This window comes from Rhizobium rhizogenes NBRC 13257, assembly GCF_000696095.1.
In the GTDB taxonomy this organism is placed as follows: domain Bacteria; phylum Pseudomonadota; class Alphaproteobacteria; order Rhizobiales; family Rhizobiaceae; genus Rhizobium; species Rhizobium rhizogenes.
Genome location: NZ_BAYX01000002.1, coordinates 170,793 through 185,393, shown reverse-complemented (window position 1 = coordinate 185,393; position 14,601 = coordinate 170,793). Strand labels below are relative to the sequence as shown.

General features: G+C 60.7%; 18 protein-coding genes. 13 read left to right on the top strand and 5 right to left on the bottom strand.

All coding sequences use genetic code 11. The annotated features are described in order from the left end of the window. Positions 1 to 3: 3 nt before the first annotated feature. The 3 genes from iolD to iolB all read left to right on the top strand — a co-directional run bounded on the left by iolD (position 4) and on the right by iolB (position 3,651). Positions 4 to 1,854 carry a 3D-(3,5/4)-trihydroxycyclohexane-1,2-dione acylhydrolase (decyclizing) gene (iolD, locus tag RRH01S_RS04880; RefSeq protein ID WP_007693139.1) on the top strand — a complete coding sequence of 617 codons (1,851 nt, stop codon included), beginning with the start codon at positions 4 to 6 and terminating at the stop codon, positions 1,852 to 1,854. 68 nt (positions 1,855 to 1,922) lie between these two features. Next, on the top strand, positions 1,923 to 2,840 hold the full coding sequence (iolE, locus tag RRH01S_RS04875; RefSeq protein ID WP_007693143.1) for a myo-inosose-2 dehydratase: 918 nt from the start codon (positions 1,923 to 1,925) through the stop codon (positions 2,838 to 2,840). Positions 2,841 to 2,853: 13 nt separating this feature from the next. Then, on the top strand, positions 2,854 to 3,651 hold the full coding sequence (gene iolB, locus RRH01S_RS04870) for a 5-deoxy-glucuronate isomerase (RefSeq protein WP_007693145.1): 798 nt from the start codon (positions 2,854 to 2,856) through the stop codon (positions 3,649 to 3,651). A 49-nt stretch (positions 3,652 to 3,700) separates the two neighbouring features. Here iolB and RRH01S_RS04865 read toward each other — a convergent pair whose 3' ends face one another. The 3 genes from RRH01S_RS04865 to RRH01S_RS04855 form a co-directional block, all read right to left on the bottom strand. Continuing rightward, a complete protein-coding gene (locus tag RRH01S_RS04865; RefSeq protein ID WP_007693146.1) occupies positions 3,701 to 5,068 on the bottom strand; it encodes an MATE family efflux transporter in 1,368 nt (455 codons plus the stop codon). A gap of 66 nt (positions 5,069 to 5,134) precedes the next feature. Continuing rightward, complete coding sequence (locus RRH01S_RS04860; protein WP_007693147.1) at positions 5,135 to 5,572, bottom strand: glyoxalase superfamily protein; 438 nt, start codon at positions 5,570 to 5,572, stop codon at positions 5,135 to 5,137. Positions 5,573 to 5,820: 248 nt separating this feature from the next. Then, positions 5,821 to 6,267, bottom strand: a complete 447-nt coding sequence (locus RRH01S_RS04855) for a baeRF12 domain-containing protein (protein ID WP_039973826.1) — start codon at positions 6,265 to 6,267, stop codon at positions 5,821 to 5,823. A 226-nt stretch (positions 6,268 to 6,493) separates the two neighbouring features. Between RRH01S_RS04855 and RRH01S_RS04850 the strand changes: the two genes are divergently transcribed. Continuing rightward, a complete protein-coding gene (locus RRH01S_RS04850; RefSeq protein WP_034519021.1) occupies positions 6,494 to 6,895 on the top strand; it encodes a PilZ domain-containing protein in 402 nt (133 codons plus the stop codon). Positions 6,896 to 7,083: 188 nt separating this feature from the next. Beyond that, on the top strand, positions 7,084 to 8,196 hold the full coding sequence (locus RRH01S_RS04845; RefSeq protein ID WP_007693151.1) for a pyridoxal phosphate-dependent aminotransferase: 1,113 nt from the start codon (positions 7,084 to 7,086) through the stop codon (positions 8,194 to 8,196). A gap of 137 nt (positions 8,197 to 8,333) precedes the next feature. Here the strand turns inward: RRH01S_RS04845 and RRH01S_RS04840 are convergent, their stop codons facing one another. Beyond that, a complete protein-coding gene (locus tag RRH01S_RS04840; RefSeq protein WP_007693152.1) occupies positions 8,334 to 8,597 on the bottom strand; it encodes a sel1 repeat family protein in 264 nt (87 codons plus the stop codon). 459 nt (positions 8,598 to 9,056) lie between these two features. Between RRH01S_RS04840 and RRH01S_RS04835 the strand changes: the two genes are divergently transcribed. The 4 genes from RRH01S_RS04835 (at position 9,057) to RRH01S_RS04825 (ending at position 11,811) form a co-directional block, all read left to right on the top strand. Continuing rightward, a complete protein-coding gene (locus tag RRH01S_RS04835; protein WP_007693153.1) occupies positions 9,057 to 9,395 on the top strand; it encodes a DUF2147 domain-containing protein in 339 nt (112 codons plus the stop codon). Positions 9,396 to 9,484: 89 nt separating this feature from the next. Continuing rightward, on the top strand, positions 9,485 to 9,868 hold the full coding sequence (locus RRH01S_RS04830) for a VOC family protein (RefSeq protein WP_007693154.1): 384 nt from the start codon (positions 9,485 to 9,487) through the stop codon (positions 9,866 to 9,868). 140 nt (positions 9,869 to 10,008) lie between these two features. Then, complete coding sequence (locus tag RRH01S_RS34325) at positions 10,009 to 10,185, top strand: hypothetical protein (RefSeq protein WP_007693156.1); 177 nt, start codon at positions 10,009 to 10,011, stop codon at positions 10,183 to 10,185. Positions 10,186 to 10,308: 123 nt separating this feature from the next. Continuing rightward, positions 10,309 to 11,811, top strand: coding sequence for an AMP nucleosidase (locus RRH01S_RS04825; protein WP_007693157.1), 1,503 nt, complete (start codon positions 10,309 to 10,311; stop codon positions 11,809 to 11,811). 18 nt (positions 11,812 to 11,829) lie between these two features. Here the strand turns inward: RRH01S_RS04825 and RRH01S_RS04820 are convergent, their stop codons facing one another. Beyond that, the gene (locus RRH01S_RS04820) at positions 11,830 to 12,060 is read right to left on the bottom strand and encodes a hypothetical protein (protein WP_007693159.1); all 231 of its coding nucleotides are present in this window, start codon (positions 12,058 to 12,060) and stop codon (positions 11,830 to 11,832) included. Positions 12,061 to 12,215: 155 nt separating this feature from the next. On the opposite strand from RRH01S_RS04820, the gene RRH01S_RS04815 reads away from it, so the two are divergent. From RRH01S_RS04815 to RRH01S_RS04800, 4 genes are read left to right on the top strand one after another with little or no spacing between them, the layout of a single operon-like run. Further along, positions 12,216 to 12,575 carry a YciI family protein gene (locus tag RRH01S_RS04815; protein WP_007693160.1) on the top strand — a complete coding sequence of 120 codons (360 nt, stop codon included), beginning with the start codon at positions 12,216 to 12,218 and terminating at the stop codon, positions 12,573 to 12,575. A gap of 10 nt (positions 12,576 to 12,585) precedes the next feature. Continuing rightward, positions 12,586 to 12,948 (top strand): YciI family protein, encoded by a 363-nt coding sequence (locus RRH01S_RS04810; protein WP_007693162.1) that lies wholly within the window; start codon positions 12,586 to 12,588, stop codon positions 12,946 to 12,948. A gap of 18 nt (positions 12,949 to 12,966) precedes the next feature. Further along, a complete protein-coding gene (locus RRH01S_RS04805; protein ID WP_007693164.1) occupies positions 12,967 to 13,344 on the top strand; it encodes a YciI family protein in 378 nt (125 codons plus the stop codon). 10 nt (positions 13,345 to 13,354) lie between these two features. After that, on the top strand, positions 13,355 to 14,596 hold the full coding sequence (locus RRH01S_RS04800; protein WP_012651165.1) for an RNA polymerase sigma factor: 1,242 nt from the start codon (positions 13,355 to 13,357) through the stop codon (positions 14,594 to 14,596). Positions 14,597 to 14,601: the final 5 nt, after the last annotated feature.

Below are 14,601 nucleotides of genomic sequence, written 5' to 3'. Positions count from 1 at the left end.
CCCATGGGCAAGACGATCCGATTGACGATGGCACAGGCCGTCACACATTTCCTCACGAAGCAGATGACCGTGATCGATGGTCAGAAGCTGCCGATCTTCGGCGGCGTCTGGGCGATCTTCGGCCACGGCAACGTCGCCGGCATCGGTGAAGCGCTCTATCAGGTGCGCGACGAGCTGACGACCTATCGCGCTCACAATGAACAAGGTATGGCGCATGCTGCCATCGCCTATGCCAAAGCGAGCTTCCGGCAGCGCTTCATGGCGTGCACCACATCGATCGGCCCCGGCGCCCTCAACATGGTGACGGCTGCGGGCGTTGCGCATGTCAACCGCATTCCCGTGCTCTTCCTCCCCGGCGATGTCTTCGCCAACCGCGCGCCCGATCCGGTGTTGCAGCAGATCGAGGATTTCGGCGACGGCACCGTCTCCGCCAACGACGCCTTCCGCTCGGTCTCACGCTATTTTGACCGCATCACCCGGCCCGAACAGATCATCACCGCGCTGAAGCGCGCCATGCAGGTCTTGACCGACCCGCTCGATTGCGGCCCGGTAACGCTGTCGCTTTGCCAGGACGTGCAGGCGGAAGCCTTCGATTATCCGGAAAGCTTCTTCGAGGAGCGCATCTGGACGACGCGCCGCCCGCAGCCGGACGCAGACGAACTCGCCGCTGCGATTGCGATCATCCGCAAGGCTGAAAAGCCGGTCATCATCGCCGGCGGCGGCGTGCTCTATTCGCGCGCGACCAAGGAACTTACGGAGTTTGCAGAGACACACGGCGTACCCGTCGTCGTCAGCCAGGCCGGCAAATCGGCAATCGACGAGCGCCATCCGCTGGCGCTCGGCTCGGTCGGGGTGACCGGAACTTCGGCTGCGAACGCGATTGCCGAAGACACGGATCTGATCATTGCCGTCGGCACGCGATGCCAGGACTTCACCACCGGCTCCTGGGCGCTGTTCAAGAACGAGAAGCTCTCCATCCTTGGCCTCAACATCGCGGCATATGACGCATCGAAGCATGACGGCCGGCCGCTCGTTTGCGACGCGCGCGAAGGGCTGAAGGCGCTTTCGGCCGGGCTCGCCGGCTGGCGGGCACCGGCTGCACTCCTGGAAAAGGCGACCCAAGAAAAGAAGATCTGGGTCGAAGCTGCAGCCAAGGCGATGGCCTCGACTAATACCGCCCTTCCCTCCGACGCCCAGGTCATCGGCGCGGTAACCCGTACGATCGGCGGAGAAAACGCCATTTCCGTCTGCGCCGCTGGCGGCCTGCCGGGCGAGCTGCACAAGCTCTGGCCGGCGACGGTTCCGGGCAGCTACCATATGGAATATGGCTTCTCCTGCATGGGCTATGAGATTGCCGGCGGTCTTGGCACCAAGATGGCTTGCCCGGAAAAGGATGTCATCGTCATGGTCGGCGACGGCTCCTACATGATGCTGAATTCCGAGATCGCCACGTCGGTCATGCTCGGCCTCAAGCTCAACATCGTGTTGCTCGACAATCGCGGTTACGGCTGCATCAACCGGCTGCAAATGGAAACCGGCGGCGCGAACTTCAACAATCTGCTGAAGGATTCGTATTATGAGGTGATGCCGGAGATCGACTTCCGGGCACATGCGGAAAGCATGGGCGCCATTGCCGTCAAGGTCGCCTCCATTGCCGAGCTCGAGCAGGCCATCGAAGCCTCGAAGAAGAACGACCGCACCACGGTCTTCGTCATCGATACCGATCCGCTGATCACGACGAGCGAAGGCGGACACTGGTGGGATGTTGTCGTTCCCGAGGTCAGCCCGCGCCCGCAGGTGAACAAGGCCCGCGCCGCCTATGAACAAGCGCGCGGCGCCCAGCGTATCCGCTGATCGATTTCTGTCATTTTTCTGGAGGAGCGTTGCTGCTCTTCCAAACGATGCCTTTAAGGAGACTATTAATGAAGGCCAAACTCGGCATGTCGCCCATCGCGTGGTGGAACGACGATCTTCCTGAGCTCAGCGATGACGTGTCCCTCGAGGAATGCCTGCGGCAATCGCGCAGCGCCGGTTTTACCGGCATGGAGAAGGGCCGCCGCTTCCCGGATGATCCCGAGGTGATGCTGCCTATCTTGCGCGCCGCCGACGTGACACTTTGCGGCGGCTGGTTCTCGGGCACGCTGGTCAATGAGGAGCTTGCCGTCAACAAGGACCGCATCGCTCCGATGATCGAACTGTTCAAGGCGGTCAATGCACCCTGCATCGTCTATGGCGAGGTCGGCCGTTCTATCCAGGGCGACCGCTCCAAGCCGCTCGCCACCAAGCCGCGCCTTTCGGATGACGAGATGAAGGCCTATGCGCGTCGCCTGACCGAGTTCGGCGAATGGTGCGCCGATCAGGGCATGCCGCTCTCCTATCACCATCACATGGCAGCAGTCGTGGAAACCGAGCCGGAACTCGACGCTTTCATGCGCTATTCGGGTGCAGGCATTCCGCTTCTGCTCGATGCCGGTCATCTTGCCTTTGCCGGCGGCGATGTCCTGCGCGCCATCGACAATCACCACGCCCGCATCAACCACGTTCACGTCAAGGATATCCGCAAGCCTGTCGTGGACGGCCTGGACCGCAGCCGGCAGTCCTTCCTTGACGCAGTGGCGCTTGGCGCCTTCACCGTACCGGGCGACGGCTCGCTCGATTTCGGTGCTATCGTTCAGCGTCTGGCTGGTTACGGCTATGAAGGCTGGTTCGTCGTCGAGGCCGAACAGGACCCGCGCAAGGCTCCTCCGCAAAAAATGGCCGAGATCGGCCATGCCGAATTGATGCGCGTCATGACGGCTGCGGGTTATACGGTGGAAACCGAAGGTTTTCCCAAGGGATAGAGGAAGAACGCCCATGCCAAATCTCAAGGTCAAACCTGATGGCTCCCATGGCCGCGTCACCCATGTCACGCCCGAAAGTGCCGGCTGGACCTATGTCGGCTTCGACCTTCACCGGCTGAAGCCCGGCGAAACGGCTTCGGCCGAAACCGGCGATCGCGAGGTCTGCCTGGTCTGGGTCAGCGGCAAGGGAAGCGCCAAGGCAGGTGCTAAGGATTTCGGCCTGCTCGGCGGTCGTATGAGCCCCTTCGAGGGCGCGCCCCACGCGCTCTATATTCCAGCCGGTTCAAGCTGGTCGGTGACCGCGGAAACCGAGCTGGAACTTGCCGTCTGCTCGGCTCCGGGCGGCGGCTCCTATGAGGCCCGCGCCATTCCGCCGGGTACGCATCCGCCTGTGACGCGCGGCCAGGGCACCAATGTTCGCCACGTCAACAACATCATGCCGGAAGACGATGGCGCGGCGCACTCCCTGCTGGTCGTCGAGGTGATCACGCCCGGTGGCCACACCTCTTCCTATCCGCCGCACAAGCACGATCAGAACAATCTCCCGAACGAGAGCTTCCTCGAGGAGACCTACTATCATCGCCTCAACCCACCGCAGGGCTTCGCCTTCCAGCGCGTCTATACGGACGATCGCTCGCTGGATGAAGTCATGGCGTTGGAAGATGGCGACGTGACGCTGGTGCCGAGGGGATATCACCCTTGCGCCGCCTGCCATGGCTACGATCTCTATTATCTCAACGTCATGGCCGGCCCGAAGCGCATCTGGAAATTCTACAATGCGCCGGAGCATGAGTGGCTCGTCAAGGCTTAGCCTCCTTGGGTACTCAAAGGGCCGCGCCTCGATAGCGCGGCCCTTTTCGTTACGCCGGCAGCAATCCATATCGCCAGCCACGATCCCGGGCGTTGCGCGACAGGACCAGCCAGGCGAGCGCGAACATCCCCGCCTCCGCAAAGACCGGCACCATCCAGATTCCGCGTTCGCCGAAGATGAAGGGCAGCAGGAATGTCAGCGGCAGTGTGAAAAGATAGGGCCGCGACAGGCCGAAGATCGCCCCCCGTTTCGCATCGCCGATCGACTGGAAATAGGACGAGAGCATCATCATCTGCCCATAGAGGAAGTAAGCGCCGATCGTCCAGGGCAAGATCCGCCCCACTTCTCCGACAATGACGGCATCGCCGACGAAGACGCCGCCGAGGTGCCGGGCAAGCAGCTCGACGACCAGTTCAACCGTCGCACAATAGATCAGCGCGGAGATCATCGCGATCTGCAGGCTGCGGCCGACACGGGCCGGAAGCGCGGCACCGTGATTGTGACCGGAGATCGTTTGCAGGGTGATGCTGAGGCCGAGCAGCGGCAGATAGGCAAAAGTCAATATCCGGGTGATGATCCCGTAGGCGGCGACCGTCGCGACATAATCGCGCTCATGCCAGATCGACAGGTTGAACAGGATTGCCGCCGAGCTCAGTGATATGCCGATGAAGCCAAGGCTCATCGGCGCTCCGAAGGTGAGGATTCCAAGCCATTCCGAGACCGCGCCCGTCATGCTGGGCCGGAGTGCTGCGGGATGGCGCCAGCGATAGGCGAGAATGATCGTCGCGCAGATGAATTGCGCCGCGATCGAGCCAGCCGCCGACCCGATGACACCCCAATGCGCGACCGCGATCAGCAGCCAATTGGCGACGATATTGAGCAGCGTCGAAGCAAGAGTCACCAGCGTCATGAAACCGATCTTGCCCTCGCAACGCAGCGCGTCGGTGTGCAGCTGCAAGAGAAAGCTGACCGGTGCGAAGCCGACCATGACTCCCATGAAGGCATTGGCATTGGCGGCAACCGTGGCGTCGCCGGCCGCACTCGCGGCGATGACATGCCGGCCGACGGTCCAATAGGCGGCATTGACCAGGATTGCGACCGCGAGGGCAAGGGCATGGGCCGCAGTGAAGACTTTTCCCGCTCCCGCGCGATCCCCCGCCCCCAGGCGGCGCGCCAAAATGCTCGCCATACCGTTCGAAACCAGAGCTTGCAGGGCGATCAGCAGCATGAGCGCCGGGAAGATCAGGCTCACCGCAGACAGCGCGTCCGCGCCGACATAGATGCCGAGGAAATAGGCGTCAACGACGGCAAACAGGCCACTGATGGTGGTAAGCATGACGATCGGTGCGGCTGTACGGGCAAAGACGCCCGGCAGCCAGCCTGTCAGGAAGATATTGTTTTCGGAATGCTTGGTCATGGCAATATCCACGCGGCATCGCGCGCCACCTGTGGCGGCGGCGATCCATCGATAAAAAGAGGATTGTCAGATGTCGAGTAACAAATGCGGCACGCCGTCCGACGTCTTTCTCGGCGAAATGCCGTCGGCGTCGATCTGGGCGTTGATGCGTCGGCGAAAGGCCGAAAAGCTTTCGAAGGTCACGACATCCACCGGTTCGTCGAAATGGATGGTGATCTTGTGGAGCCCACCCGCTTGCTCCGAAAGGGCCAGAACCTTGCCGGTGAAGGGCTGGTTCAGATAGCGGCCGCGAACGGCGGAGCCGACGGCAAACGGCACGCTCGGCGCGACATTCGGTTTTGCGGCGAGCGCCGACAGCGTATTCCAGTCGCGCAAACCATGTTGCTTGGCAACCAGCTCCAGCGCTGCGCTATGGGCAATATCGTTGCCGCGCTCGGCCATGGCCTGGCGCAGACGCCTGGCTTGCGCCTTCAGTTCATCGATGGACGGATAGATCGTCGTCACGGTATCAGCCTTTGCTAAGGCATGCATCTACGACTGCAAATCGGGGCTCGCATTACCGTCAGTCAGCACGCCTTGAATGGCTGTGACCATATTCGCGAGGGCTTCACCGTGGATTTTCATCCGCGAGCGGCCGGCGCCTCGAACCATCCTTCGTATGGTCGAAGCCGAAGCCCCTGTCAAGACAAGGCGCCGGAATGCGGGGTAGCTCAAAACGCCAGGGAAAGGCGGTTTGCGCCTTTCTATTCTTCTCAGGCGGCCAGATAACGCTCGATCTGATCAACCGGGAAATTCGTCAGATCCTTGGCAAGCTCGGCGACGATGGCTGTTTGCGAATGAGCCCCTAATCGGGGTCGCAGGACGCCAAGCGCCTGAGGCGGTGCCACGAGGATCATGTTCTTGATGCCTTTGCTCTGCACAAGCATATCGATCTTCGTCGCCACACCCTTCAGGAACTCCTCTTCCGCCTGATCTTGCCATGTCGTTTCCTGCACGGCACTGCCGCCAACACCCGCGGCTTGATGGCTGCGCCCCGGCTTACCCGTTCCGAGCTCCCGATCCGGCGTACTCGGCTGCTCGAGGATTTCGCGCGTCTTCAAGTCCAGCTTCAGATCACTGCTTGCATTCTCCAAAAACAATGCCTTGGCGCCGTCGCAAATGACAACCCATGTCCCGCCTGCAATCCTGATGTCGACCATCATCTCTGTCCTCATGCTTTCATGCCACGGCTAAAATTGCCGATGGGAGGGAACGCCTCATGGCCCGAAGGGTTCAAAAATCGGCATATTCGGTAAGCACAGCGGCCCGATCGGCCGCGAAAGCGTCGATTCATTAAAATTCGACGGGCACGATTGACGCTTATGCAAAACCTCCGTGCAAGGTTCATGCTGTACCGAGATGAATTCGGGCCGCCTCCAACGGGGAATGACAATGCTTCGCTCAACGCATCTGGCGAAAGTCAAATCCGAAGTCTATGAACGAAGCTGGGAACGATTCCACGTTCAGCGTCCAGCACGTCTCATTGCCGTGCGACCCTGCCTGACGGGCATTTCCGTGCGTAGCGCGGAGATCGTCGATATCTCCCGGGGAGGTGCCAGCTTCTTTGTCGGCACGACCGTGGGATTGCCGGCGCATTACTATCTCAACATCCTCGGTCTCGCCTATCGCATCGCCTGCGCCGAGGTCAGCCGGATCGACAATCGCATCTACGTCCGCTTCATCAATCTGCTGGAGCCGGAAACATTGAGACGCGTCGTTCGTGCCGATTTCATGATCGGCAACACCGAAGCGCTTGCCGCGCGTGGCAAGCGAATTGCGCGCGCCTAGCGCTACAGCAACGCGCGTCACATTTGACGCGCAAAGGTCGCTGTAGCACTTTAAATCTGCTGCATAATTTTATCCTTAAATCGATGCCGATTTAAGGAATTATGCAGTGGCCTTTTCCGCTCTTGCAACCGCCCGCCAAGCGCCTATTGTGCTGCGCCTTGCAACAGAATTCGGGAAAACCAGCCAGAATGTCCGCCTTTTCGCGCTTCACCCCGCTGATCAGCGCCCTTCCCTCCACCGTGCCCTTCGTCGGACCGGAAGCTCTCGAGCGTCAGCGCGGGCTGACCGTTCAGGCGCGCATCGGCGCCAATGAAAACGGCTTCGGCCCCGCTCCCTCCGTCATTGAGGCGATGCGTGAAAATGCCGGTGACATCTGGAAATACAACGATCCGGAAAATTTCGCGCTGAAGGAGGCGCTGGCCGCACATCTCGGCATCAAACAGGCGAACATCGCCGTCGGCGAAGGCATCGACAGCCTGCTCGGCCTGATCGCCCGCATGGTCATCGAACCGGGAACACCTGTCGTCACCTCGCTCGGCGGCTATCCAACCTTCAATTTCCATGTCGTCGGCTTCGGCGGACGACTGGTGACGGTACCTTATGTCAACGATCGCGAGGATCTGGATGGACTGCTGGACGCGGTCCGCCGAGAGAATGCGCCGCTCGTCTACTTCGCCAACCCCGACAATCCGATGGGAAGCTGGTGGGATGCCGACAGGATCGTCGCCTTTGCCCGCGCCCTGCCGGAAAGCTGCCTGCTCATCCTCGACGAGGCCTATAGCGAGACCGGGCCGGCCAGCTCTCTGCCCGATATCTCCACGCTGATCGATCTGCCGAACGTGCTGCGCACCCGCACCTTCTCCAAGGCCTACGGCCTTGCCGGCGCCCGGGTCGGCTATGCCATCGGCGTGCCGGAAACGGTGCTGGCCTTCGACAAGATCCGCAATCACTTCGGCATGAACCGGCTGGCGACAGCAGCCGCGCTTGCCGCGCTGAAGGACCAAGCCTATCTCGCCGAAGTCGTCGGCAAGATCCAGGCGGCCCGCGAGCAGATCGGCATGATCGCCCGTGACAATGGGCTTTTACCCCTCGCCTCCGCCACCAATTTCGTCGCCGTCGATTGCGGCCGCGACGGGACCTATGCCCGCGCGATCGTCGACGGGCTGATCCAGCACGGCGTCTTCATCCGCATGCCGGGCGTGGCGCCGCTCAACCGCTGCATCCGCATCAGCGTCGGGCCTAGCCAAGATCTCGACCTTCTGGCGGAAGCCCTGCCGAAGGTTCTGAAGGCGATCGGCTAAAGCTGGAGCAACAAAAAACCGCGCCGGCCTTGTTTCCGGCCGGTCGCGGTCTCCCTGTTGGTGGCAACGCGCCTCTCCGCTCGCTGCCGGTCGCCCCTCTTTTGAGGTTATTATTGTCGTATTCTTTGTGGCACGCTTCAGTGCATGGTCATCCATTCACGGGCGGCGCGGAGCGCTGCGGCGAGCTGCATCTTGGTCAGCGTGGCGGCGACATCGGCGCGAAGCTCGGCGGCGCGGTCGCTGCCCTTGATGGCGGCGATATTCAACCATTTATGGGCGGCAACCGGGTCTGCCTTACAGCCCCTGCCGGTTGCATAATTGACGCCCAGTTCACAAAGGGCATCGGCGCTGTTGCCACCCATCATGGCCATTTCAGACATCGGAATTTCGAAGCGTGCCATCGGTTTTATCCCTGTTTCAGTCTCGTTGCGTCTGCCCTGTTTTCCGTCCGGACCTTGCCATCTATCGCAGCTTGATGGTCCTTACGGTCGGCGGGTTTGCCCCGCTCGTTTGATGGCTTCACTATCGCAGACGGCTTTCAAAAAACGGCTAAAATGCATGCTTAATTCGATGCAAACAAAGTACAAATGCCTGGTAAATTTGGGATTTTGTTAAACATCGCTTCCCTTGCAAATTAAGGACTTTTGAGCGAGCTTTACGCATTGTTAAGATCTGGATTTAAACCCTTCCTTCACCATGAAAAGAGCCAGCGAAACAAGACTTGCCGTTTTCCGGTGTGACGAACGGGGCTGGAACCTGAGGAAATTGCGCTTGAAAAGCATATTTACCTTTACGTTCGCGTCAGATAATTTCACCGCGACCCCGGCTATGGGAACGGGAGACTTTCGGGGAGGAAAGATATGATCCGCACGACCATCATTGCCGTTGCACTGGTTTTCAGCGCAGACACCGCTTTTGCCGACGAGCAGATCGTCGGTAATTGGAAGACCGAGGCGGGTGATACCGCCGCCATCACATCCTGCGGCGGCGAATATTGTGTGACGCTGAAGAACGGCAAATATGCCGGCCGACAGATCGGCAAGATGCATGGCGCGGGCGGCACCTATACCGGCGAGATCACCGACCCGGCCGCCGACAAGACCTATGCGGGCTCCGGCTCGGTGAAAGGCAACGCTTTGAAGATGCAGGGCTGCGTCTTGAAGGTCTTCTGCAAATCGCAGACCTGGACGCGGCTTTAAAGACCCCTCGCCTCATCGAAACAGCTTAGCGAGGGCGGACAACGCGCCCTCGTGCAGTCGATAACTATATCTTCGAGGATACGCGCAACGTGATTGACCACATAACCATCGCAGTAAGCGATCTACAGAAGAGCAAACTCTTCTATGAGCGAGCGCTTGCCCCTTTGGGATATCACCTTTCCTTTGGAAAGGAGGGCGTGTTCTGGGCTTTCGACGTTGGCGCGGGCAGTCTGTTCGAGATTCAGCAAACGGATAGCAAGCCACCACTGACACATCTGCACGTCGCCTTCCGGGTCAAGAGCAAGGCGGAAGTCGAGGCATTTTATAACGCTGCTCTTAAGGCGGGAGCCGCGGACAATGGCGCACCTGGCCCGCGACCGGAATATACGCCAAATTATTACGCCTGCTTTGTTCTTGATCCGGATGGCTACAACATCGAAGCCATGCTTAACGAGCCTTCGACGAAGGCGTGATCAAAGCGCCTTCGCCGGACTGGCGTGGTCCATTTTCCCGGTCATCTTCCTGAACGCCGGATGAACCGGTATCTCAGCACCCGTTCAGGCTGACCATGGCAAAACAGTGTCCAGTATAGGGCACGGGTAGGGCCAAGGATATGAACACGATCATCATGGCATGGCGTTTCGCAGTTATCATGCTGTTTGCCGCCGTCTTTGCATTCACGTTTTCGATGGCGGTCGAACATACCGGCCGCAGCGGCGCGCAATCGCATTTCGGCGCGAGCTTCACTTGCCTGCAAACGGGAGCCCCCTATTGCACCACGGTGCAATAGTCGGGGACTTCTGGCCGATTTTCAGGAACTGAACTGCGCAACGGCATAAAAATAGCTGCGAAAATCCCAGACCATGCCTTGCAACGTCGTTTGCTTGTTAAAGATGCCACTATATAATAGCGCATGAGCAACCGAATCTCTCCCTTTTCGCCCCTCGAAATCTCGTCTCCCAGCCCGTTTCAGCCGCGGAGCTTTACCGATCCTGGCAAGGCAGTCGAGGCTCTGACCGAGCTTTACGACCGCAACACCGCCTTCCTGATCGATAATTTTACCAAGCTCGCCAATGGTGAGCCGATCACGGCGCGCTACCGCGCCTTCTACCCACAGGTCAGCATCGAGACGACCAGCTTCGGCCACGTCGATTCGCGCCTTTCCTATGGCCACGTTACGGCACCCGGCGTCTACACCACCACCATCACCCGCCCGCAGCTCTTCAAGCACTATCTGAAGGAACAGCTCGCGCTTTTGATGCGCAGCCATAATGTGCCGGTGGTGGTGTCTGAATCGACGACGCCGATCCCGCTGCATTTCGCCTTTGGCGAAGGCGCCTATGTGGAGGCATCCGCCGCCGGTTTCGCCGATATTCCGCTGCGCGACCTCTTCGATACGCCGGACCTGAACACCACGGATGATGAAATCGCCAACGGCGAATATATCCCGCCGCCGGGCGAGCCCTCGCCGCTCGCGCCGTTTACCGCGCAGCGCATCGACTATTCGCTCGCCCGCCTGTCCCACTATACGGCGACCAGCGCGAAGCATTTCCAGAACTTCGTGCTGTTCACGAACTATCAGTTCTACGTCGATGAATTCTGCAACTGGGCGCGCGACCTCATGGCCAAGGGCGGCGATGGCTATACCGCCTTCGTCGAGCCGGGCAACATCACCACGCCGGCCGGCTCCAGCCAGCCGGAAGGCGACACGACCCCGCCGCGGCTGCCGCAGATGCCGGCCTACCATTTGAAAAAGAAGGGCCATGCCGGCATTACCCTGATCAATATCGGCGTCGGCCCGTCCAACGCCAAGACGATCACCGACCACGTCGCGGTGCTGCGCCCGCATGCCTGGCTGATGCTCGGCCATTGCGCCGGCCTGCGCAACAGCCAGCGGCTTGGCGACTATGTACTGGCGCATGCCTATATGCGCGAGGATCACGTTCTCGACGACGACCTGCCGGTCTGGGTGCCCATCCCGGCGCTTGCCGAAGTGCAGGTGGCGCTGGAAGCAGCCGTTGCCGAAATCACCGGTTTCGAAGGCTTCGAGCTGAAGCGCATCATGCGTACCGGCACGGTCGGCACGATCGACAACCGCAACTGGGAGCTTCGCGATCAGGCGGGACCGGTCAAGCGCCTGTCGCAGGCCCGCGCCGTGGCGCTGGACATGGAGTCAGCGACCATCGCCGCCAACGGCTTCCGTTTCCGCGTTCCCTACGGCACGCTCCTCTGCGTCTCGGACAAGCCGCTGCACGGCGAGCTGAAACTGCCGGGCATGGCGACCGCCTTCTACCGCACCCAGGTGAACCAGCACCTGCAAATCGGCATCCGCGCCATCCAGAAGCTGGCCGAAATGCCGCCGGAAAAGCTGCATTCACGCAAGCTGCGCAGCTTCTTCGAGACGGCGTTTCAATAACGCGATAGGGCCTGCGCGTTACTGCCCTTCCGCAGATACCGCATACGTCTGAGCAGCGGCCGCAACTTGCGGCCGTTCGCTGTTTGGCTCGGCGGTCCAACTCAAGCATAGGATCACCACGGCAAGAACGGCAAATCCGATCATCGTGCGAAGTATGACTTCGCGGGGATTCAACATTTGCAGTATCTCTTCCTCCGACAGTGTCTTCCTGTGCCAGTGATAGATGAGCGCTGCTTCCAGGGTGTGCATGTCCGCCTCTCCTTTGGTGATGACGGATGTTGTCGACCGGCCTCGGCTGTTTTCGACAGCGCTGAATTTTTTTGTCATGCTGCCTGAAAGGATGTCGATTTGCGCGCGGCCCGCTCGTCTATGGCTGTCAGCAAATGGAAGAGGAGACGGCTGCGATGAAATATCTTTGCCAGGTCTGGTTCGACGGCACGAGGCTCGATGCCATGACGAAAGAGGAAAAGCACAGGCTCGATTCGGATTCGCTCGGTTACGACCGGGATCTGATGGCAAGCGGGCACATGATCCACGCCGAGGCGCTGCAATCGCCAAGCGCGGCGGTGACCGTGCGCGTCCGCAACGGCGAGACAGCCGTAACGGATGGCCCCTTCATCGAAACCAAGGAATATCTCGGCGGCTTCATCCTGATCGACGCCAAGGATCTGAATGACGCCATTCGCGTCGCGGCCGGCATTCCGCTGGCGAAGCTCGGTGCCATCGAGGTGCGGCCGATCTACTCCTTCGGCCTCGAACTCTGAGGAGACGACGATGAAATTTCTCTGCCAGGTCTGGTTCGACACCGCCGAGATCGCGACCATTACCGAAGAAGACGGACGGCGGTTGAAGCAGGAGTCCATCGACAACGACAACAGGCTGCGCGACAGCGGGCATCTCATCGTCGCCAATGCCCTGCGGGAGCCGGAGACCGCCAGGACGGTGCGGGTGCGCAAGGGCGAAGCCACGGTTACCGACGGTCCTTTCGCCGAGATCAAGGAACATCTCGGCGGGTTCGTGCTGATCGAGGCAAAGGACATCGACGAAGCGACCCGCATCGCCGCCACCTTCCCCGTCGCCCGTTACGGCATGATTGAGGTCCGTGCAGCCTTCGACATCCGGTTTCCGGATGAATAGTCGCCAAGGGAGAGAGTGATGCGATTTCTATGCCTAATCTACACATCCGTCGACGTCGACGGACGGCTGACGCAAAGCGAGATGAACCATCTGATCGGCGAGCATTTCGTCTATGACGAGGACCTGCGGCAGGACGGCACCCTGATTGTTTCAGATGCGCTGGAACTCCGAAACAAATCGATCGTCATCCGACCACATGGCGACACGTTTTCGGTGACGGATGGGCCATTCGTGGAGACGAAGGAACATCTGGCCGGTTTCTACCTCATAGAGGCGCCCGATCTGGAGAGCGCAACCGATATCGCCAAACACATTCCCTCGGCGCGTTACGGCGCCATCGAGATTCGTCCGGTGCGTATCCTGACCCTTCGGGGAGACCTTGCGGAGGAACGCTGACGCCGTGTCCCTGAACGCAATTATCGACGATATCTACCGCAGCCAGTCGCGCCGCGCGCTGGCGACGCTGATCCGCCTGCTTGGCGATTTCGACCGGGCAGAAGAGGCGCTTCACGATGCCTTCGCGGCCGCAGCGAAGCAATGGACGGAGGAGACGATACCGGCCAACCCCTATGCCTGGCTGGTCTCCGCCGGTCGCTTCCGGGCGATAGACCACATCCGGCGGCGTACACGCTTCGACGCCTCGAGGGCCGATATTGCCGACAGCTTCTATCCGGAGGGCGAGATGATGGAGATCGCCGAGCGCCAGGAGATCGAAGACGATATGCTGCGGCTGGTCTTCACCTGCTGCCATCCACTCATCCCTGCCGAGGCGCAGATGGCCATGGCGCTGCGCGAGGTCTGCGGCCTAACGACGGAAGAGATCGCCCATGCCTTCCTTGTTCCGGCGCCGACCGTCGCCCAGCGCATCGTCCGTGCCAAGAACCGCATCCGCACCGCCCATATTCCCTATGAAGTCCCGGCAAAAGCAGAACTGCCGGAACGGCTGGCGCAGGTGCTGCATGTCATCTATCTCGTCTTCAACGAGGGCTATTCCGCCTCCTCAGGCGCAACGATCGTCCGCGCCGACCTTGCCGCCGAGGCCATCCGTCTCGGCCGCCTGCTGCTGACGCTCCTGCCCGATCCGGAGGTGGCAGGCCTGCTGGCGATGATGCTGCTGCAGGATTCGCGGCGGTCGGCACGGGCAAGCCCCTCCGGCGATCTCATTCTGCTTGCCGATCAGGACCGTGCGCTCTGGGACGGCGCGAAAATCCGCGAAGGACTGGCCTTTGCGACCGAGGCAATGGCCGGCGAAAGCGTCGGCAGCTATGCGCTGCAGGCGGCAATTGCCGCCGAGCACGCGCGCGCGGCAACGCCGGACCAGACCGACTGGCGAGGGATCGTGGCGCTTTACGATCTGTTGCTGGTGGCTCATCCGTCGCCGGTGGTCGAGCTCAACCGGGCTGTCGCCGTTTCGATCTGCGATGGACCGGCCGCTGGGCTGCGGATCGTCGATGGTCTGCTTGGCGAGGATCGATTGGCGAGATATCACCTCGCCCACGCGGCAAGAGCCGATTTCCTGCGCCAGCTCAACCGCGACGACGATGCGCGACAAGCTTACGAAACCGCACTTTCGCTTTGCCACCAGGCGCCCGAGCAAACATTCCTGCGCAAACGATTGGCCGAACTTGCCGGCAAGACCAGGCGGTAGGCTCG